At 71.5% G+C, this 20154-nt stretch carries 14 protein-coding genes; 2 read left to right on the forward strand and 12 right to left on the reverse strand.

Going from position 1 to position 20154, the window contains the following annotated elements:
* Window positions 1-102: 102 nt before the first annotated feature.
* The gene (locus OP04_RS46050) at window positions 103-1287 is read right to left on the reverse strand and encodes an amidohydrolase family protein (protein ID WP_051800094.1); all 1185 of its coding nucleotides are present in this window, start codon (window positions 1285-1287) and stop codon (window positions 103-105) included.
* Between the two features lie 129 nt (window positions 1288-1416).
* Between OP04_RS46050 and OP04_RS46055 the strand changes: the two genes are divergently transcribed.
* Window positions 1417-3555 (forward strand): MMPL family transporter, encoded by a 2139-nt coding sequence (locus tag OP04_RS46055; protein ID WP_033346385.1) that lies wholly within the window; start codon window positions 1417-1419, stop codon window positions 3553-3555.
* A gap of 215 nt (window positions 3556-3770) precedes the next feature.
* The gene (locus OP04_RS50925) at window positions 3771-5372 is read left to right on the forward strand and encodes an Hsp70 family protein (RefSeq protein ID WP_085067316.1); all 1602 of its coding nucleotides are present in this window, start codon (window positions 3771-3773) and stop codon (window positions 5370-5372) included.
* Here OP04_RS50925 and OP04_RS46065 read toward each other — a convergent pair.
* The 11 genes from OP04_RS46065 to OP04_RS46115 all read right to left on the reverse strand — a co-directional run bounded on the left by OP04_RS46065 (window position 5363) and on the right by OP04_RS46115 (window position 20058).
* On the reverse strand, window positions 5363-6418 hold the full coding sequence (locus tag OP04_RS46065; RefSeq protein WP_033346386.1) for a polyprenyl synthetase family protein: 1056 nt from the start codon (window positions 6416-6418) through the stop codon (window positions 5363-5365). The two genes, OP04_RS50925 and OP04_RS46065, sit on opposite strands and share 10 nt — an antisense overlap.
* A 10-nt stretch (window positions 6419-6428) precedes the next feature.
* Entirely contained in the window at window positions 6429-7826 is a 1398-nt protein-coding gene (locus OP04_RS46070; protein WP_033346387.1) for an alkaline phosphatase family protein, read from the reverse strand.
* Window positions 7823-8980 carry a metabolite traffic protein EboE gene (gene eboE, locus OP04_RS46075; RefSeq protein ID WP_033346388.1) on the reverse strand — a complete coding sequence of 386 codons (1158 nt, stop codon included), beginning with the start codon at window positions 8978-8980 and terminating at the stop codon, window positions 7823-7825. The genes OP04_RS46070 and eboE overlap by 4 nt, the downstream gene beginning before the upstream one ends.
* On the reverse strand, window positions 8980-9831 hold the full coding sequence (locus tag OP04_RS46080) for a TatD family hydrolase (RefSeq protein WP_033346389.1): 852 nt from the start codon (window positions 9829-9831) through the stop codon (window positions 8980-8982). Before OP04_RS46080 ends, eboE begins: the two co-directional genes overlap by 1 nt.
* A gap of 53 nt (window positions 9832-9884) precedes the next feature.
* Window positions 9885-10568, reverse strand: a complete 684-nt coding sequence (locus tag OP04_RS46085) for an EboA domain-containing protein (RefSeq protein WP_033346390.1) — start codon at window positions 10566-10568, stop codon at window positions 9885-9887.
* On the reverse strand, window positions 10565-11740 hold the full coding sequence (locus tag OP04_RS46090) for a sugar phosphate isomerase/epimerase family protein (protein ID WP_085067317.1): 1176 nt from the start codon (window positions 11738-11740) through the stop codon (window positions 10565-10567). Before OP04_RS46090 ends, OP04_RS46085 begins: the two co-directional genes overlap by 4 nt.
* Window positions 11737-12831, reverse strand: a complete 1095-nt coding sequence (locus OP04_RS46095) for an SCO3242 family prenyltransferase (RefSeq protein WP_033346391.1) — start codon at window positions 12829-12831, stop codon at window positions 11737-11739. The genes OP04_RS46090 and OP04_RS46095 overlap by 4 nt, the downstream gene beginning before the upstream one ends.
* Entirely contained in the window at window positions 12831-14159 is a 1329-nt protein-coding gene (locus OP04_RS46100) for an inositol-3-phosphate synthase (protein ID WP_063746889.1), read from the reverse strand. The genes OP04_RS46095 and OP04_RS46100 overlap by 1 nt, the downstream gene beginning before the upstream one ends.
* A gap of 178 nt (window positions 14160-14337) precedes the next feature.
* The gene (locus OP04_RS46105; protein ID WP_085067318.1) at window positions 14338-17607 is read right to left on the reverse strand and encodes a ThuA domain-containing protein; all 3270 of its coding nucleotides are present in this window, start codon (window positions 17605-17607) and stop codon (window positions 14338-14340) included.
* A 202-nt stretch (window positions 17608-17809) separates the two neighbouring features.
* The gene (locus OP04_RS46110) at window positions 17810-18961 is read right to left on the reverse strand and encodes a Gfo/Idh/MocA family protein (protein ID WP_033346422.1); all 1152 of its coding nucleotides are present in this window, start codon (window positions 18959-18961) and stop codon (window positions 17810-17812) included.
* Between the two features lie 50 nt (window positions 18962-19011).
* Entirely contained in the window at window positions 19012-20058 is a 1047-nt protein-coding gene (locus OP04_RS46115) for a substrate-binding domain-containing protein (RefSeq protein WP_033346392.1), read from the reverse strand.
* Window positions 20059-20154: the final 96 nt, after the last annotated feature.

Here is a 20154-nt window from a genome sequence, read left to right on the forward strand (position 1 = left end):
ACTCCTGCCCCTCCCGCCCGCCGGTGCCTTTGACGCTCATCCTTCCCGATCAACCTGAGGCCAGTATTAGAGACCGGGCCCCGCGCTACCGGCGCCGGCGTGTCACCTCACGGGAATCTTCATTCTGAACAGGTTCTCTGCATTGCGGAACGCGATCTTCTCCTTGTCCTCGCGTGGCAGGTCGACTCCGCGGAACCAGTCGGTCTGCGCCTTGATGTCCGCGAACGGGTAGTCGGTTGCGAACATCACTCGATCCACGCTGATGTGCTTCAGCAGGAGATCGAGCAGTTCGGTCTGCGGAAATGCGCTGGTGGTGACCCAGAAGTTGTCCTGGAAGTATTGCCCGAAGGGTTTCTCGAGCGAGTTCGCGGTCGGCTCGCCCATGTCGTTGACGATCCGCTCGTAGTAGAAGGGAAGACCTTCGCCCATGTGACCGATGATGATCTTCAGCGTGGGGAACCTGTCGAAGACCCCGTACGTGATCATCCGAATGCATTGGGTCAGCACCTCCTGGTGCCAGCCATATCCAGACCCGCTGAAGATGTAGTCCTGGAACTCCTTCGTGTATTCAGGCCGCGTGGTGCTGTAGTAAGTCCGGAAGACCTCGTCGGCCGGATAGCCGGGATGCAGGTAGATCGGCACATCGAGTGCGACGGCGCGTGCCAGGACCGGCTCGAAATCGGGATGATCGAGATACTTCCCCGCGATGTGTCCGTTGGTCAGCGCGCCCAGGAAGCCGTCTTGCCTGACCGCGCGTTCCAGCTCGTCCGCCGCCGCCTCCGGGCTCCGCAGGGGCAGGGTGGCGAAGGCCTTGAAGCGGCCCGGATATGCGGCGATCGGCCCGTCCACGAGTTGCCGGTTGAGGTCATGGGCAAGGTCGATCCCCCGCTGCCCGGGGACGTTCTGCACGGACGGTGTGTGCGCGGAGAGGATTTGCACGTCCAGTCCGCCCGCGTCCATGTCGCCGATGCGGCGTTCACCCAGATCCGGAAGACCGATCTCCTCGAGAAACGCTATGTGATCCTCGTTGATCGAGTTCAGCTTTAGCAGTGCGGGAGTCGAAAAGGTCTCCTCCGTGCCGATGAAGGGCAGGTCCCGGTCCCGCTGGTAGATTTCCGCCGTCTGGTCCGGAGCCTGGTCCGGGGTCTTCTCGTTGTCGCTCACTGCCGAGGCGATGGCGTGTGAGGACACGCCGGCACCGATGCCGAGTGCCGTGGCTGCGGCCAGGAAGCTGCGGCGTCCCATGGGTTTCATGTCGGTCTCCTGTCGACGGATCAGCTCGCTCATCTGACGCCGACTTCGTACCGAGTGAATCTGAGACGATCATTAATGCGGTGCTCAGGACCCGGATTAAGGATCGTCTCAGATTCGCCCGGTACGAAATCGGCCTCGGACAAGCAATCCTCAGGAGGACCGATGAAAGTCACCGTGATGCCGAACAGAGAAACGCCGCCCGGCCGCTGGGTGCCGTGGCTGGTGATCGGCCTGTGGGTGGCCCTGGCAGCGGTCATGGTGCCGTTGAGCGGAAAGTTGAGCTCGGTCACCACCGACAAAGCCGTGGACGCGCTGCCGGCCAGTGCCGAGTCCACCAAGGTCGCGGTACTGGAGGAGAGTCTTCCCGGCGCGGAGGACAACACGTTCGTCTTCGTGTACCACCGCGCCGGCGGCCTGACCCACGCCGACCGCGCCACGGTCGACCGCCACTACGCCACCCTGGCCGAGCGGTACCCGCCGACGACGGCGACGTCCGGTGAGGAGGATGACGACGGACCCTCGATCAGGCCGTCCACCAACGGCAAGGCGATGATGTTCGCCCTCGACCTGAGCACGGCCTACGGCCCACCGGAAGAGCTCGTCGGCCCGCTGCGTGACGCCGCAAAGGACCGGCCCGCCGGCCTGGAACTCGAGGTGACCGGCCCGGCCGCGATCGACGGCGACCTGGACGCCGTCTTCGACGGCATCGACCTGCAGGTCTTCCTCACCACCGTCATCGTCGTCACGATCCTGCTCATCCTCACCTACCGCAGCCCGGTGCTGTGGATCGTCCCGCTGGTCGTGGTGGGCGTGGCCGCACTGACCTCCATGGCGACCGTCTACCTGCTCGTCAAGGGCTTCGGCATCGTGGTCGACAACCAGAACTCGGCGCTGCTGACGATCCTGGTGTTCGGCGTCGGCACCGACTACGCGCTGCTGCTCATCGCCCGATATCGGGAAACACTGCACCATCACGAGAACGTCCGGGTCGCGATGATCCACGCGCTGCGCGGCGCCGCGCCGGCCATCGTCGCGTCCGCGGCCACCGTGGTCGCCGGCCTGCTCTGCCTGCTCGCCGCGGACCTGAACAGCATCAGCGGGCTCGGCCCGATCGGCGCGGCCGGCATCCTGTGCGCGCTGGTGGCCATGCTGACCCTGTTCCCGGCCGTGCTCGTGGTGCTCGGCCGCCGGATCTTCTGGCCGGCCATCCCGCGGTTCAGCACGGCCGTGCAGGCGAAGGCGGGGCTGTGGGAGCGGCTCGGCACCATGATCGGCCGCCGCCGGTGGGTGGCGACGCTCGGCTCGTTCGCCGTCCTCGGCGTGCTCGCCATCGGGCTGACGGGCAACACCGGCGCCCTGCGGGAGCAGGACCAGTTCCTGTCCCCGCCCGAGTCGGTCACCGGCTTCACCGTGCTCCGCCAGAACTTCCCGGAACTCGGCGGCCAGCCGATGACCGTCTACACGCGGCCGGCGTACCAGAAGCAGATTCTCGACGTCGTCACGCGCACTCCCGGCGTGGCGCAGGCCGAACCGGGCCAGACCGTCCACGGCTGGACCGACATCTCCGTGTACCCGGCCGACGCGCCGGACACCCCCGCCGAGTACGACACCATCGCGCGGGTACGCACCGCCGTGCACGCGGTCGACGGGGCGGAGGCGATCGTCGGCGGACCGAGCGCGGAGAACCTCGACACCGAGGTCACCACCCGCCGCGACGAGAGGCTGGTGATCCCGCTGGTGCTCGCCGTCGTCCTGATCGTCCTCGGGCTGCTGTTGCGCGCGATCGTGGCCCCGCTGGTCCTGATGGCGACCGTGGTCGTCTCGTTCGCCGCGGCCTTCGGCGGCAGCGTGTTCGTCTTCGAGACGATCCTCGGGTTCCAGGGCATCGACTATTCGGTGCCGCTGCTGGCATTCCTGTTCCTGGTGGCGCTCGGCGTCGACTACAACATCTTCCTGGCCAGCCGGGCCCGGGAGGAGACCGGCCGGCTCGGCACCAGGGACGGCATGCTCAAAGCCCTCTCCGCCACCGGTGGCGTCATCACCTCGGCAGGCCTGGTCCTGGCCGCCACGTTCGCGGTCCTCGTCTCACTTCCGCTGGTGATGCTGGTCGAGGTCGGGTTCCTGGTCGCGTTCGGCGTGCTGCTCGACGCCCTGCTCGTGCGGTCGGTCCTGGTGCCCGCCCTCACCCTGCTGATCGGCCGGCGGATCTGGTGGCCGAGCAGGCTGTCCCGGCCGACGGCGGAGCCACCGACCCGGCCACGGCCGCTCACTGACGACGCGGAGCCCGCGCTGCAACGGTGAGAAGGAGATCCGGGACGGGGACCCAGGCCCGTCCCGGATCCCGGTCACGGATCAGGTCGCCGGTTCGACGGGGAGCCATAGTGCGGTCGCGAAACCGTTCGGCGCGACGATCTCGGGGCGCAGACGCCACGGCCCCGAGCATCATCCTGTACGAATCGGCACGCCGGCGAAGGCGATAGACCCGGTGGCGGCGGAACCGTACCGTGTCCGGGGTGATGAGGGGTGTGCGGCTCGGGATCGACTTCGGAACGTCCCATACGGTGGCGATGCTGACGGTGGACGGGCGTCCGACGCCGCTGTTGTTCGACGGGTCGCCGCTGCTGCCGTCCGCAGTCTGGGCCGATCCGGCCGGCCGGCTGGTCGTCGGGCGGGACGCGTGGCACGCCGCGCAGACCGACCCTGCCGGGTTCGAACCGAGCCCGAAGCGGCACATCGCGTGGGCGGGCCCGCGGCGGCAACGGCTGGAGGCCGCGGCCCGGTCCGTGTTCCCGGACGTGACGCTGGTGTCCGAGCCGCTCGCGGCCGCGAGCTACGTGGTCGCACGCGCCGGCACCCGGATCCCACCGGGCGGCCAGGTGATCGTCTACGACTTCGGTGCGGGCACGTTCGACGTGTCCGTGGTCCGCGCCGGCGCCGACGGCCTGGAGGTCGTCGCCACCGAGGGCCTGGACGACACCGGCGGCCTCGACGTCGACGCCGCCATCGTGGACCTGCTCGGGCGCGCGTTCGAGGCCCGGGATCCCGCGCTCTGGCAGCGTCTGTCCGCGCCGGCCACCCGCACGGACCAGCGCGCCCGGCGCGCGCTGTGGGACGGCGTGCGTACCGGCAAGGAGATCCTGTCCCGCACCACCTCCACCGTGCTGCACGTGCCGATCTTCGACACGGAGGCGCCACTCGGCCGCGAGGAGCTGGACGAGGTGGCCCGGCCGATCCTGGAGCGGACCATCGACGCCACCCGCCGGGTCCTGGAGCACGCGGGCGGCGACACACCGACCGGCGTGTTCCTCGTCGGCGGCGCCAGCCGGATGCCGCTGGCCGCATCGCTGCTGCACCAGGCGCTCGGCGTGCGGCCCACGCTGCTGGACCAGCCCGAACTGGTCGTCGCGGAGGGCGCGCTCCACACCTCCCCGAAGAAGCGGGCCGCCGCACCCGTCATCGCGCAAGGCGCGCCGATCCCGACGCAGATGGCACAGATCAAGACCGGCAACCCGGCGAGGGTACGACGTCAGTGGTGGCCCGCCGCCGCAGCGGCCGTCGCCGTCGTGCTGGTGGCGAGCACGATCGCCATCGCGCTGGCCGTGCGCGCCGACGACGACCGTGACACGCCGCTGGGAGCCGGCCCGTCATCAGACGTGGCCGCACCCAGCACCTCCCCCACCCCGACGCCCTCCTCCGACCTGGACCAGTGCGTGCTCGGCACGTGGAAGCACGCGAAGTACACGATCGAGAACCACATCGACGGCGTCCCGACCAGGTTCATCGGGTTCGGCACCGGCACCACCGTGTACCGCCCGGACGGCACCTACGAGATCACCTACAACGGCATGCCGCGGACCGCCCAGGTCGGCGGCCTCCGCTGGGAGCACATCGTCAAGGGCGGGATCACGGGTCACTTCCGGACGCCGGACGGCCGGATCGTGGCCACCGGCCAGACCGCGAACGGCACCAACCTCCTGCTCGAGGACGGTGTGGTCCGGACGGACACGGCGCTGACCGCGAGCAGCGAACCGGCCGAGTACTTCTGCTCCGGCGACTCGCTCGTCCTGCACACCAGCTTCTACGACCTCGAGCTGGCGCGGCAGCCCGCTCAGGCGTGACGGTCCACGGCCCGGCCCGCCAGCTCGGTCAGCGCGGCCGCGGCCTCCCCGGTGATCGGCGCGGCGGCGAGCGCGTCCCGGGCCGCGTCCGTCCGGATCCGGATCATGCGTTCGGTGCGGGACAGCGCGCCGGTGTCCACGATGATCTGCCGGAGCACGGCCGCGCCCGCCTCGTCGAGGTCCGGGTCGCCGGCCAGGTGGGTCAGCGCCGCGGCCTGGGACGGTGAGGCGTGGTCGCGGGCCAGCGCCAGCATCACGGTCTGCTTGCCCTCGCGCAGGTCGTCGAGCGCGGGCTTGCCGGTCACGGCCGGGTCACCGAACACGCCGAGGATGTCGTCGCGCAGCTGGAACGCGTCGCCGAGCGGGTCGCCGAACGCGCGGAACGCGGCCAGCAGCTCGTCCGTGCCCCCGGCCAGCGCGGCGCCGATCTGCAGCGGGCGGGTGACCGTGTAGCGGGCGGCCTTCATCCGGATCACGGTGAGCGCGTCCGCGACCGACCCGGCACCGGCCCCGGCCCGCAGGTCGAGGTACTGGCCGGCGATCACCTCGGTCCGCATCCGCGCGAAGATCGCGGCGCCCCGGCGCAGCCGCTCCGGGGGCAGGCCGGACTCGGCGAACAGCTGGTCCGCCCACGCCGCCAGCAGGTCGCCGACCAGCAGCGCCGCGCCCGCGCCGTAGGCACCCGACGACCCCCGCCAGCCGCGCCGGTGGTGCTCGTCTGCGAGGCGGCGGTGCACGGACGGCTCGCCGCGGCGCAGGTCGGAGCCGTCCATGATGTCGTCGTGGACCAGCGCGAACGCGTGGAACAGCTCCAGCGCGGACGCGGCGGACACGATCTCCGGTCCGTCGTCGCCGCCCGCGCCCCGCCAGCCCCAGTAGCAGAACATCGGACGGAGCCGTTTGCCGCCGTGCAGCACGAAATGGCGCAGCGTCTCGAAGACGGCCAGGTCCGGCCAGGCGGGCCGCTGCCGGTCCAGCCAGTCCGCGAGCACGGTCTCGCATCGTTCCCGCAGCCCGCCCGTGTCCGCCACGACGTCGATCAGCATCCCGGCCCCGCTAGCCGGCGTGCGACTCGACGCCGGCGGTCAGGCCGGCGGCGCGCAGCAGCAGGTCCTTCACCTCCACCGCCTCGAACCGGTCCCGGGCCAGCGTGGCGTCGGAGCAGAGCAGCACCGGGCCGTCCTGCGGGTCCGCGGGCAGCCGGCCGTGCGAGCCGCGGACCGCGCGGGCGCCGGCGTCCAGGCCGACCACGTTCATCAGGTACCGCATGCCGGTCTTCTTGCGCAGCAGCGCGGTGCCGGCCCGCACCCGGGCGGCGCCGGGGCCGGCCGGGTCGAAGAACAACTCGGCCGGGTCGTACCCGGGCTTGCGGTGGATCTCGACCAGGCGGGCGAAGTCGGGGGCGCGCGCGTCGTCGAGCCAGTAGTAGTAGGTGAACCAGGCGTCCGGCTCCGCGACCAGGACCAGGTCGCCGGCGCGCGCGTGGTCGAGGCCGTGCTCCTTCTTCCCCGCGTCGTCCAGCACGAGGTCGACGCCGGGGAGGTGTTTGAGCAGCGCCGCGACCCGCGGCAGGTCCACGGCGTCCCGGACGTAGACGTGCGCCACCTGGTGATCGGCGACCGCGAACGCGCGTGAGGTCCAGGTGTCCAGGTACTCCATGCCGTCCTGCGTGTAGACCTCCAGCAGGCCCTCGCGGCGCAGCAGCCGGTTCACGTCGACCGGGCGGGACGCGTCCGTGATCCCGTACTCGGACAGCGCCACCACGGTCGTGCCCCGGGCGGCGGCCGCGTCCAGCAACGGCGCCAGCAGGTCGTCGACCGCACGCGCGGCCGTGGCGGCCTCGGGTGAGGACGGGCCGAAGCGCTGCAGGTCGTAATCGAGGTGCGGGACGTACACCAGCGTCAGATCGGGATTCTTGGACGCCATGATCTGTTCGGCGGCCTTGACGATCCACGCGGACGACGCGATCCCCGCCCCCGGCCCCCAGTAGGTGAAAAGCGGAAAAGTCCCGAGATTTCCGGTCAGCTCGTCGTGCAGCGCCGGCGGATACGTGTAGCAGTCCGGCTCCTTGCGACCGTCCGCGTAGTAGATCGGCCGCGGCGTGACCGTCCAGTCCACGTCCGCGCCCATCGCGTACCACCAGCACACGTTCGCCACCGTGTAACCAGGGTGCAACGACCGCGCCGCGTCCCACAGCTTCTCGCCGCCGACCAGCCGGTTGTGCTGCCGCCACAGGAACACCTCGCCCAGCTCGCGGAAGTACCAGCCGTTGCCGACGATCCCGTGCTCCGACGGCAGCGCGCCGGTCAGGAACGTCGACTGCGCCGAACACGTAACGGCCGGCAGCACCGTGCCCAGCTCGGCGGTGAACCCGAGCGCGGACAGCCTCGGCATGTGCGCCAGCAGGCGCGGGGTCAGCCCGACCACGTCGAGCACCAGCAGCGGGATCGTCATGAGCGCGCCTCCACGGCATCCGTCAGTCCGAGCGTGGCCAGCAGGTCCCGCGCGTAGGCCAGCTCCGCCGCGATCCCCTCCGCCAGCTGATCCGGCGTGGACGGCCGCCGCTCCTCCGGCAGCACCCCCCACGTGTACGTCTCCACGTCCAGGTGATCGCAGCGCGCCTGCTCGCCGCCGACGATCGCGTCCAGCCCGGCCCGCAACACGTCGGTCGTCGCCTTCAGCGGCGGGATCGGCTCCGCGTGCAACGGCACGTGGTAGTGCACCCGCCACGGCCCGTCGTCCGGTGTGGACAGTGCCTCGTCGAGGTCGTCGGTGGACAGCCCGGCGCGGGCCCGCGTCTGGTGCAGGAAGCGCGGCTCGACGTACCCCTGCAAGACCTCCGCGTCGGCCCGCGGGTCCGCGCTCTCCAGCGCGGCCGACACCTGCACCTTCACGATCGGCACCCCGGCCGCGTCCAGCCGCGCCACCGCCTCGGCCGGCTCCTCCCACGCGCACGCCAGGTGTGCCAGATCCACGCACACGCCCAGCCGTTCCGTGTCCACGCCACTGAGCAGCGCCGCCGCCTGCGCGGTCGACTCGATCACGCAGCCCGGTTCAGGTTCGAAGGCGACTCTCACGGTACGACCGGAGCGGCGCTCCAGCCCGGCCAGGCCCTCCGCAAGCGCGGTCAGATTGGCCTGGCAGCGTTGCTGCGTCGGCTGATCCCACGGCGTGCGCCAGGCCAGCGGCAGCGTCGACACCGAGCCTCGGCGCGCGTCGTCCGGGAGCAGCTGGGCCAGCACCTCCGCAAGGTTGAGCGTGTAGTGCAGGCGCTGCATCTCCGACCAGTCCGGGTAGTAGACCGCGTGCTTGACCACCGGCGCCTGGAACGCCTGGTAGGGGAAGCCGTTGAGCGTCACCACCTCGAGGCCGCGCGCGGCCAGCTCGGACCGCAGCCGCAGCACGGCCACCCGGTCCGCCGCCAGCGCGGCCGCCACGGGGGCGGCGAGCCACAGACCGAGACCCAGCACGGGTACGCCCAGGCGCTCCCGGACCGGCACCGCGTAGGTGTCGAACTGGGCCACGATGCCGGGGAGGTCCTCGGCCGGGTGCACGTTCGTGCAATATCCCAGGTGGACGGTGGTGTCGTCCCGATGCCGCAGGCGCATCAGCTGCCTCCCCGCAGGATCGAGCTGCCCTCGAACGTACCCTCGGCGCTCTGCCGGTCTTCAAGGTTGAGGCGACCGGACTGTCCGTAGAACGCCACGGGGTTGCGCCACAGCACGAGATCCACGTCGTCGTCCGTGAAGCCGGCCTCGCGCATCGCCTCCGCCGTGCGTACCGTCAGCAGCGGGTCTGATTTTCCCCAGTCCGCGGCGGAGTTGACCAGCACGCGCTCCGGGCCGTAATCCTTGAGGATCTCCACCATGCGTGGCGGCGACATCTTCGTGTCCGGGTAGATCGAGAAGCCGGCCCAGCAGCCCGCGTCCTTCACCTGCTTGACCGTCACCTCGTTCAGGTGGTCGATCACCACCCGCTCCGGCGCGATCCCGGACTCACGCACCACGTCCAGGCTGCGCGCCGTCCCGCGCGCCTTGTCCCGGTGCGGCGTGTGCACCAGCGCCGGCAGGCCGAACTCGACCGCCATCGCCAGCTGCCGGGTGAACGCCTCGTCCTCCTCCGGCGTCATCGAGTCGTAGCCGATCTCGCCGACCGCGACCACGCCGTCCTTCGCCAGGTAGCGCGGCACCAGGTCCAGCACCGCCCGGCACCGCGGATCGTTGGCCTCCTTGGGGTTCAGCGCGATCGTGGCGTGGTGCGCGATCCCGAACTGCGCGGCCCGGTACGGCTCCCACCCCACCAGCGAGTCGAAGTAGTCCGCGAACGACCCCGGCCCGGTCCGCGGCTGCCCCAGCCAGAACGCGGGCTCCACCACGGCCTTGACTCCCGCCGCCGCCATCGCCGCATAGTCGTCCGTGGTCCGCGAGGTCATGTGAATGTGTGGGTCGAAGATCCGCATCGTCGCTCCTTCCTGAGCTGCTGGTTCAGTGCCGGGGGCCGGGGTGGTCGCGCTCATCCGGCATCTCCCGGCCGCGGCGCGGCGTCGCGCTCCTGGCCGGTGCCTGCCCGGTCGTCCCGGCGCAGGTCGGTGAGCAGCGCCGCCGCGTCCTCCGGGAAGTCGCGCCCGGCGGCAGCACGCTCCTCGGCGAGGCCGGCCAGCATCAGCGCGAGCCCGTCGTCGCCGCGGTCGTGCAGGCCGTGGATGCCGGCCAGCGGTACGCCCATGAACACGCACTTGAGCACGCCCTGCCGCCAGGCGTCGTCGTCGAGCCGGTCCGCGACCGGGCCGAGCGCGGCCGCGACCAGCCGGGTGTCGTTCGTGCGCAGCGCGTCCCGCAGAATCGGGACGACCTGCTCGTCCGGTGCCTCCGGCAGGATCGAGAACGCGGTCAGCATCGCCAGCTTCTCCCGCGAGTCGCCGTATCGGTACAGCTCAGCGACCTGATCCGGGCCGCCGGGCGTGGCGAGAAGCGCGTCGAGCAGAACCGCGCGGGCGGCTTGATCGGCGGTCCACCCGGGTTCAGCAGGAAGCGTTTCCCGCCCGGTATGCCGCCCGGCGGCCGGAAAGTGGCGCGCGATCGACGCGGGCTCCTTCCGCACCGAGGCGACCGCGTCGTCCAGCCAGGGCCGCCCGGGAGTGCCGTCGAGCGCGTCCCACAGGTCGTCGACGGCTTCGTTGTCGTTGATCCCGGTCATGACACTCCCCTGGCAGCGGTGGCGTGCAGCTCTGCGGTGCGCGGATCCGGTGCCTGCGGGGCCGTCATCAGCCCCGATGTGCCGGTGGTCGGCGCGATCGAGGCGGCGGTGGGCTCGTGCGTGCCGCTGCCGGTCTCGTCGTGCGCGGCCGCACCCCGTCTAGCACTTCCTAGGAAGCTAGGTGCATCGGATAGCGACGCTTCGCGCGCCGACGACCAGGCGTTCCGGAGGAAGCTCAGGGAGGACGCGGCGACCGTGGGGGCGGCGTGCGAGTGGCGAGGGAGCTCGACCGCGACCAGGCCGCGGTAGCCGCCGTCCGCGAGCGCGCGCAGCACCGGCGGGAAGTCGATCTCGCCGGTGCCGAACTCCAGGTGCTCGTGCACGCCGCGGCGCATGTCGTCGATCTGCACGTTGACCAGGTAGGGCGCGGCCGCGGCGACGCTGTCCGCGACGCCGAGCGGTTCCAGGCAGCGGCAGTGCCCGATGTCGAGCGTCAGGCCGAACCAGGGCGGCGCGCCCAGCTCCGTGCGCAGCCGGTGCCAGCCGGCGAGGTCCTCGACCAGCATGCCGGGCTCGGGTTCGAAGCCGAGCGGGATGCCGGCCGCGTCGGCGGCCGCGCCCGCGTCCGCGCAGCCGTCGACCAGGCGGTGCCAGGCGAGCGCGGGGTCGACGTCGTGCGGGCGGACGCCGGCCCAGAACGAGACCGCCTCCGCGCCGAGGTCCGCGCCGACCGCGACGGCCCGGCGCAGGAAGTCCAGGCGCAGCGCGCGGTCGTCGTGCAGCAGCGTGGGCGCGTGCTTGCGTCGCGGGTCGAGCAGGTAGCGGGCCCCGGTCTCGATCACCACGGCGAGGCCGAGGTCCCGCAGCAGGTCCGCGACCTCGGTCGTCCGCGCGGCCAGGCCGGGCGCGAACGGATCCAGATGATCATGGTCGAGCGTCAGCGCCACGCCCTCGTAGCCCAGGTCCGCGATCACCCGCAGCGCATCCGCCAGCCGATGATTCGCGAACCCGTTGGTGCCGTAGCCGAACCGTGGAGCCACCGGCTCCGATGCCGCGGCACGGTCGCCGGCAACGGGATCCGCCACCGGTCCCACGGGCGGCAGGCCGCGATGCGAGTCCACGATCGGCCTGCCGGGCAGCGATGATCCGGGACCGTCGTTCCGGGGGTTCATGTCGGCGACACCCTCCTGGCGAGCAGGCGGGCCAGCGGGGCCACGGCGGCCACCGCGAGCCCGGCCAGCGGTGATCCGGCACGGGCGGCGAGCGCGCCCTGCAGCGCGGGGAACGCGGTGATGCCCGCGCCGACGGCCGCACGGACGGTCCCGGGCGTGGGCGACGCGATCGCGCGGGCCTGGGCGGCGCCGTAGCTGGTCAGGTACTGCCCGGCGAGCGCGCCGACGACCGCGGCGCGAGGAATCGCGCCCACCCCGGTGGCGGCACGCGAAACCGGGCCGACCGCGATCGGCCGACGACGTGCCGAGGCCGTTTCCGTCCCGGCACAGGGAGCGGAACCGGTCGCGGCGTCAGCACCCGAGGCAGAACCGGTGCCGGGCGCGAAACGACGTGCCGAGCCCATGGCGATCGCGTTCCGGAAGCCCGGGACCGCGGCACGGGAAGGCGCGGCCGCGGCACGCGAGGGCGGTGCCGTGGCGATCGCGGCCGTCAGCGCGCCGGTCGCCGCCAGCGTCGTGGCCGGCAGCGCGGGCCGGGCGCCGGACACCTCTTTACGGGACAGTTCGGTGACCGTATACGTGTGCGCCCCGATCGCGGCCGCCGTCGGCAGCGCGCGCCACAGCGCCCGGCCCAGCGTCCGCGGCCCGGGTGAGGTCGCGCCGAGCAGCACGTCCAGCGCGCGGCACGCGGCCATCATCGCGGGCCCGGCCGCCGTGTTCTTCGCGCGCAGGTCATAGGTCCAGATCGTGGCCGCCAGCGGCACCGCGACCGTCAGGGCCCGCCGTCCGCCTACCGCGGCCGCCACCGAGACGCCGGCGGCGGTGAGCCCGGCGGCGATCCCGAGCGCGGCTCCGGGGCTGATGCGGCCGGACGGGATCGGGCGTTCCGGGCGTTCCACGGCGTCGAGGTCGCGGTCGGACCAGTCGTTCGCGGCCATGCCCGCCCAGTAGAGGCAGACGGACGCGGCGGCCAGTCCGGCGGTCGCGGGGCCGAGCGTGCCGGCCGCGCTCGCGCCCGCGACGAGATCGCCGGGGACGGAGAGCGCGGCGGGCGCGCGGACGAGCTGGATCAGGTCGGCGAGGCGGCCCATCAGGCCGCTCCCCCGTCACGATCACGCGTCTCGGCGCTGTCGCCGCCGGGAGCGTCTGCCGGCGTCGCGCCGGCCACGGAGGCGGCGGACGACCGGGCATCGCCGCGCCCCTCGGCGGAGGCGACCGGCGAGGCCGCGCTGCGGGCCGCGGCGGACGCGTGAGCGCCGGGATCGGCCCCTGATCCAGAGCGCGTCAGCGGCGGAGCGGGTGAGGCCGGAGTCGTACCGCTGAGGGTGTGTGAAAGGTCTTCGAGGAACGAGAGGAGGAGGGTCCACTGGTCGGCGAGCGCCGACGGGGCGGTGCCGATCGGGTCCTTGAAGAAGAAGGCGAGTTCCGGGAGCGGGCCGGCGCGGCCGGCGGCGTGGGCGGCGGCGAGCAGGCGGGCCAGGTCCAGGATGAGGGGGGCGGCGAGCGCGGAGTCACAGCCGTGCCAGGTGAACTCCATGCGCATGGACGTGCCGAGGAAGCCGGTGAAGCTGATCAGGTCCCAGGCGGCCTTGAAGTCGCCGAGCGTCTCGACGTAGTCGATGCGCGTGGTGCCCTGCGGCTCGTAGCCGAGCGTGTCCGCGAGCACGCGCTGCTTGCTGGCGGTCTTGGCCGCGTTGGCCGCGGGGTCGGCGAGCGCGGCGCCGTCGCCGCCGCCGAGCAGGTTGAGGCCGGACCAGCTGCGCACGCGCAGGTGCCGCATGGCGAACATGGGCGCGAGCACGGACTTGACCAGCGTCTCGCCGGTCTTGCCGTCGTTGCCGCCGTAGGGGACGCCGTGCTCGCGGGCGAGCGCGTCGAGTGCGGGCAGCCGGGCACCGGTGGACGGCGTGAAGTCGACGAACGCGCACCCGGCGGTGAACGCCGCGTGCGCGGCCCGCGAGCTGGACGGCAGATCGTCAACAGCGACAAGCGAAAGATCCTGCGAGGGTACGGGTTCCGTGCTCGCCACATTGATCACGACGACACGATCCAGGGAAAATCGGTCGCGGAACGCCGCGATGTCCCGCGCGATGTCGTCCACGGAGGACGGCAGCGGCAGGATGCTCGCGTCCACGTCCGCCAGGTCGGAGGCGAGCGCGGCCGCGAGGCGCGCGGGCAGCACCCCGGCCGCGCCGAGCGCCTCGGCCTTCTTGGGCAGCGGAAGATCGGAGATGTCGTGGCCGCCGAAGACGAGCGAGCCGATCGGCGGGAGCCAGGGGAGGTCGAACAGCTCGGTCACGCACCCGTCGGGTGCGGCGAGGCCGGCGCGGATGGCGAGCGCGCCGGTGATCGCGGTGGTGGCGACGGAGCCTCTGGCACCCATGAGCCAGACGCCGGTGCGGCCGGAAACGAAGGACATGACGAACGACCTCCGATCGTTGGCCCCGTCCGCCGCGCCGACCGGGGTGGCACCACCCGGGGTGGCGCCGTCAGTCGGCGGGCTTCGTGCGCGCCCCGGGGACCCGGGCGACGCGACGGACGGGGGTTTGTGGCGGGTGCAATCTACGACCCGCTTGTTACATTGAGCGACTTGCTAACTACCGTGGTGCGAACTCGACCCAGTTGAGGTTGAACAGGCCGGTGGTCGGGCCGCCTTCGACGGCGCCGGCGACCAGGTAGAGGCGGTGCGTGCCGGGGGCGGCGGAGACCGGGACGGTCTGCGACGCCCACGTGGTGGCGGACGCGGTCGAGGTCAGCGTGGCGCTGCCGACGATCGGCCCGTCCGGTGCGTCGAGCCGCAGCGTGACCGTGGCCCGTGGGGTGCCGGCCGCGCTGCCACCGGCGTACCGGAGCGTGACGGATCCGGCCCCGCCGAGGTTGATCGGGTCGTACGCGATGTACTCCCCGACGTCGAAGCCGGTCAGGTGGTTGCCGCCGCCGGTGTCGTTGGTGGACGCCGACGTGACGCCGCGCTGCTCCTGCGCGAACTCGGCCTGCTGCCGCCAGAGCTGCAGCACGGCCTGGTCGATGTCCTCCAGCGCGGGCTGGCCGTTCGCGCCCAGGTCGGTGTACTTGGCGCTGATCGCGCCGTACAGGTAGCCGCCGGCGTGGTCCGCGCCGTCCGCCGGGGAGACGAACGAGCCGGAGCAACCGGTGGCGTCGCTCATGCCGTGGCCGTGGGTGTCGTGGCCGAGCACGAACGAGACCGTGACGCGGGAGCAGTCGATCGGGCCGTCCTCCGGGTCGGTGACGGTGACGGTCCACGGGACCGTGTCGCCCCAGTTGAAGAACGTCCCGGAGATCGGCGAGGTGACCGTGACCGTGGGCCGCGTGTTGCCGACCACGATCTGGTGGGTGAGCACCGCGGTCTTGCCGCTGGAGTCGGTCACCGTGAGCTTCGCGGTGTAGACGCCGTTGGTGGTGTACGTGAACGCCGGGTTCGGGTCGGCGGAGTCGACCGTGCCGTCCGAGGTGAAGTCCCAGGCGTACGAGATGGACTCGCCCGGGTCCGGGTCGTAGGTGCCCTCGGAGGAGAACTGCACGGTCAGCGGCGCCGGGCCGTTGTCCGGCGTGGCCTCGAGCGCGGCCACCGGCGAGCGGGTGCCCTTGACGTAGCGGATGACGGAGAGCGCCGCGTCCGGGTTCGGCCGGAAGAAGCCGTCGCCGTATTCGAGCACGTAGAGGCTGCCGTCCGGGCCGTACTCCATGTCCATCGGGTTGTCGAAGACGAACCCGGGCAGGAACTGCTCGACGCCGGTGAGGGTGCCGTTCCCGTCCGTCCGCATCATGAAGATCTTGTCGCGGGTGAACTCGCCGAAGACGACGGAGTTGTCGTAGTACTCCGGGAATTTCGTCTCGGAGCTGCTGCGCGCGTTGTACTTGTAGATCGGCCCGCCCATCGGGCCGACGCCGCCGGTGCCGATCACCGGCCACGTGAAGCCACAGGTCGTCGGCGGGTTGGACAGGTACGAGCCGGGACACGGGGTACGGCCCTGGAACGTGTACCAGAAGTCCGGCTGGGCGACCGCGGGCAGCGTGGACAGGCCGGTGTTGCGCGGCGAGTCGTTGACCGGCGCGGCACAGTTGAACGCGCCCTTGGACTGCTTGGTCACGAAGTCGTAGTCGATGTACGGCAGCGACGGCGAGTAGCAGTACGGCCAGCCGTAGTTGCCGGCCTTGTCCGTGGCGAACCAGCGCCCGGTCCCCTCCGGCCCGCGGGTCGCGGACGGCACCTGCGAGTCCGGCGAGTAGTCGCCGACGTACACGGTGCCGCGCTTGTCCACGTCGAACCGGAACGGGTTGCGCAGCCCCATCAGGAAGATCTCCGGACGGGTCTTGGCCTGTCCCTGCCTGAAGAGGTTCCCGGCCGGGATGCTGTAGGTGCCGTCCGCGTTCACCCGCACCCGCAGCACCTTGCCGCGCAGGTCGTTGGTGTTACCGGCGGAGCGCTGCGCGTCGTAGCCCGGCCCCTGCGTCGGGGACTCGTTGATCGGCGTGTAGCCGTCCGAGCCGCCCGCGTTGGTGTCGTCGCCGGTGACCAGGTAGAGCAGGCCGTTGCCGTCGAACTTGACCTCGCCGGCCACGTGGCAGCAGACGCCGCGGTCCACGTCCACGCGCAGGATCTGCTGTTCCGTGGCCATGTCCAGGTGCGGGGTCGGCGTGTCGACGAACTTGACACGAGAAAGCTGGTTATATCCTTTATATGCGTCCCAAGCGGTCGGGTCCGTGCTGGTCACCGGCGCATCGGTGGTCGGCGTGTTCAGCTTCGGCGCATAGTAGATATAAACCCATTTATTCGTCGCAAACGCAGGGTCCAGCGCGACCGACTGCAGGCCGTCCTCGTCGTGCTGGTAGACCTCGATCGTGTTGATCACCGGGCTGGCGCCGCTGGCCGGGTCGTAGAGCCGGACCTCGCCGCCGCGCGTGTTGTGCAGCACCCGTCCGTCCGGCAGCACCGCGAGCGACATCGGCTCGCCGGGCTCGTCGTTCAGGACGACCTTCTCGTAGTTCGCGGTCACGGTCGCGCCGCAGTCGCCCTCGGCCACACCGGCCGCCCACTGCAGTCCGCCGAGCAGGTGCTTGCGGAACGACGCGTCCAGGTAGGACCGCGTGGAGTGGCCGAGTCCGGTGTAGAACGTGCGGCCGCCCTGCAGGTCACGGCACCAGGAGACCGGGTGGTCGTACCCCATGGTCCCGCCGGTCACCGTGGACTCGTCCAGCGTGGCCAGCACGTGCGAGGTGCCGCGCACGTTGGTGGAGAAGTTGTACCACTCCTCGGACAGCGTCAGCTTCCGCGCGATCCGCTCGGTGGACGGGTGCGCGCGGTCCGCCACGTCGATCGTGGCGTCCTCGACCGGCAGCTTGCTCTTGACGGCGCTCCCGACCAGGTCCTGGTAGAACGCCCAGTCCGGCTCGGTCTCCGCCGCCGCGTGCACACCGAGGTAGCCGCCACCGTTGGTGAAGTAGCTCTGGAACGCGGTCTGCTGCGCGTCGTCCAGCACGTCGCCGGTCGTGTTCAGGAAGACCACGGCCCGGAAACGCGCCAGGTTCGCGGTGGTGAACGCGCGGGCGTCCGCGGTGTCGGTGACGGTGAAGCCGTTCGCCAGGCCCATCAGCTTGAGCGCGGCGACCGCGGCCGGGATCGAGGCCCGCCGCTCACCGGTCGTCTTCGTGAAGACCAGCACACGGTACGACCCGGGCTTGCGGGCATCCGAGCGCAGCGCCTCGGGCCCGTTCTCGGTGGTGATCAACGTATCGGGGTCGGGGTTCGGTGCGGCGGACGCGGGCGGCGCCACGGCCATCATCAGTGGGATCGCGACGGCCAGACCGGCCACTGCGGCCTGCCATCGACGCACGGATATTGTCATGTGAATCCTCCGGGGTCAGAGAGACGCCGACCGGTGCCGATCGACGCCCCGCCACGGGCACGGGGGTTGTGCCTCACCCCTGGCGCGGTGCCACATCCGCCAAGGTTGTGCTGGTGGTGCTGGTAAGCCTCGGGCCGCACCCGCTTCCGTCACGCGGGGCGCAACCGCGTGCCGGTCCCTCGCGCACGGCCCGAGGAGCCTGTCAGAGCTGTTCCACCGGGACCCAGGCCGCACTGGCCGCGGACTGCTCGACCGCGTCCAGCACGAGCTGCACGCCGAGCGCGTCCGCGAACGACGGCAGCGGGTCGGTGCCCTCGCCGATCGCCTCAAGCAGGTCACGGGCCTGGTGGGTGAAGCCGTGCTCGTACCCGATGAGGTGACCGGTGGGCCACCACGCCGAGAGGTACGGGTGTTCCGGCTCGGTGACCAGGATCCGCCGGAATCCCAGCTCCGTGCCCGGCAGCGTCGCGTCGTAGTACTCGAGCTCGTTGAGACGTTCCAGATCGAACGCCAGCGAGCCCTTCGAGCCGTTGATCTCGATCCGCAGCCCGTTCTTACGGCCGGTCGCCATGCGCGTCGCCTCGAACGTCGCGACCGCCCCGCCGGACAGCCGCGCCACGAACAGCGCGGCGTCGTCCACGGTGACCTCACCCTTGCCGGTCGCGCCGGAGGTGGCCGCACCGAGCGCGCCGTCACCGCTCGGCAGCGGGCGTTCCTTGACGAACGTCTCGGTCAGACCGGAGACGCCGGTGATCTGCTGCCCGGTCACGAACTGCGTCATGTCGATGATGTGCGCGCCGATGTCGCCCAGCGCGCCCGACCCGGCCTTGTCCTTCTGCAGCCGCCAGACCAGCGGGAACTCCGGATCGGTGATCCAGTCCTGCAGGTAGACGGCACGGACGTGGCGCAGTTCGCCGAGCCGGCCGTCCGCGATCAGCTGCCGCATGAACGACACGGCCGGAACCCGGCGGTAGGTGAAGCCGCACATGGCACGCACGCCGTGGGCTCGGGCGGCGTCCGCCGCGGCGGTCATCGCCCGAGCCTCCTCGACCGTGTTGGCGAGCGGCTTCTCGCAGAGCACGTGCTTGCCCGCGGCGAGCGCGGCCAGCGCGATCTCCGCGTGCGAGTCACCCGGGGTGCAGATGTCGACCAGGTCGATGTCGTCCCGGGTGACCAGCTCGCGCCAGTCGGTGGTGTGCGCGTCCCAGCCGAGCCGGTCCGCGGCCGCGGCCACGTTCGCCTTGTCCCGGCCCGCGATAAGCGACATGCGGGCGTGTACGGGCAGGTCGTAGACCCGGTTGACGGTCCGCCACGCCTGCGAATGGGCCTCGCCCATGAACGCGTAGCCGACCATGCCGATGCGCAGCTCACCCACGGAAAGCTCCCTGTCTGTGTAAAAAGCGGTCAGAACCCAAGCTGAAGGTAGTTCGCCGCGTTCTCCTTGGTGATCGTTTCGGAGCTGAGCGTGATGTCCTTCGGCACGGACAGCTCTACCAGATCGGACAGGCCGCGTCCCTGCGCGACCAGCCGGGCGAGCGAGATCGCGGACGAGGCCATCGACGGGCTGTAGGTGACCGTCGCCTTCAGGACCGTGTCGTCCTTCTGGATGGACTCGATCGCGGCCTTGGACCCGGCGCCGCCGATCATGATGAACTCGGTGCGGTTGGCCTGCTTGATCGCGGCCAGCACGCCGATGCCCTGGTCGTCGTCGTGGTTCCACAGCGCGTCCATCTTCGGCAGCGCCTGGAGCAGGTTGGTGGCCTCGCGCTGGCCGGAGTCGACGGTGAACTCCGCCGCCCGCCGGTTCGCGACCGTGAAGCCGGCCGTGGCCAGCGCGTCCTTGAAGCCCTGCGACCGCTCCTGGGTCAGCTCCAGCGAGTCGATGCCGGCGATCTCGCCGATCACCGGGTTGGTGACGCCCTTCGCCTTCATCTGCGCGACCACGAAGTTGCCGGCCGAGACGCCCATGCCGTAGTTGTCACCCTTGATCATCACGCGGTACGCGAGCGCCTGGGTGAACGACCGGTCCAGGTTGATCACCGGGATGCCGGCCTGCATGGCCTTGAGCCCGGACGCGGTCAGCTCCTTGCCGTCGTGCGGGAGCATCACGATCGCGTCCGGCTTCTGCGAGATCAGCGTGTCCAGCGCCGCGCGCTGGGCCGCCGCGTCCGCGCCCGCCTCGACGCTGGTGAACGTCACGTCCGGGTACGCCCCGGCCTGCGCCTTGGCGTTGTTCGTGATCGCGGCCATCCAGCCGTGGTCCGCGGCCGGCGCGGAGAAGCCGATCGTGACCGCCTTGCCCGCGGCCGCGTTCGCGTTGTCGCCCTCCGGGCCCTTGGTCTGCGCCGTGGTCGGCCCGGCCTCGTTGCTGGTGCAGGCCGTGAGCAGCGCGCCCGCGCCGAGCACGGCTCCGCCGAACAGCAGTCGGCGGCGGGAGTTGTCCTGGATCATGTGGTCCTCCTCGGAGGCATCCTGGTGCGTGAAAGGGGTGTGCGGTGCCCGGCCACCGTCGGTGCCGACGGTCGCCTGCGCGTCGGAGCGGCGTGA

The organism is Catenuloplanes japonicus (assembly GCF_000717135.1).
Classification (GTDB): Bacteria; Actinomycetota; Actinomycetes; order Mycobacteriales; family Micromonosporaceae; genus Catenuloplanes; species Catenuloplanes japonicus.

Bases quoted from the DNA above. Each gene is read 5' to 3' on its own strand.
- OP04_RS46050 (WP_051800094.1), bottom strand. From the start codon at position 1,287: ATGAGCGAGCTGATCCGTCGACAGGAGACCGACATGAAACCCATGGGA.
- OP04_RS46055 (WP_033346385.1), top strand. From the start codon at position 1,417: ATGAAAGTCACCGTGATGCCGAACAGAGAAACGCCGCCCGGCCGCTGG.
- OP04_RS50925 (WP_085067316.1), top strand. From the start codon at position 3,771: ATGAGGGGTGTGCGGCTCGGGATCGACTTCGGAACGTCCCATACGGTG.
- OP04_RS46065 (WP_033346386.1), bottom strand. From the start codon at position 6,418: ATGCTGATCGACGTCGTGGCGGACACGGGCGGGCTGCGGGAACGATGC.
- OP04_RS46070 (WP_033346387.1), bottom strand. From the start codon at position 7,826: ATGACGATCCCGCTGCTGGTGCTCGACGTGGTCGGGCTGACCCCGCGC.
- eboE (WP_033346388.1), bottom strand. From the start codon at position 8,980: ATGCGCCTGCGGCATCGGGACGACACCACCGTCCACCTGGGATATTGC.
- OP04_RS46080 (WP_033346389.1), bottom strand. From the start codon at position 9,831: ATGCGGATCTTCGACCCACACATTCACATGACCTCGCGGACCACGGAC.
- OP04_RS46085 (WP_033346390.1), bottom strand. From the start codon at position 10,568: ATGACCGGGATCAACGACAACGAAGCCGTCGACGACCTGTGGGACGCG.
- OP04_RS46090 (WP_085067317.1), bottom strand. From the start codon at position 11,740: ATGAACCCCCGGAACGACGGTCCCGGATCATCGCTGCCCGGCAGGCCG.
- OP04_RS46095 (WP_033346391.1), bottom strand. From the start codon at position 12,831: ATGGGCCGCCTCGCCGACCTGATCCAGCTCGTCCGCGCGCCCGCCGCG.
- OP04_RS46100 (WP_063746889.1), bottom strand. From the start codon at position 14,159: ATGTCCTTCGTTTCCGGCCGCACCGGCGTCTGGCTCATGGGTGCCAGA.
- OP04_RS46105 (WP_085067318.1), bottom strand. From the start codon at position 17,607: ATGACAATATCCGTGCGTCGATGGCAGGCCGCAGTGGCCGGTCTGGCC.
- OP04_RS46110 (WP_033346422.1), bottom strand. From the start codon at position 18,961: ATGGTCGGCTACGCGTTCATGGGCGAGGCCCATTCGCAGGCGTGGCGG.
- OP04_RS46115 (WP_033346392.1), bottom strand. From the start codon at position 20,058: ATGATCCAGGACAACTCCCGCCGCCGACTGCTGTTCGGCGGAGCCGTG.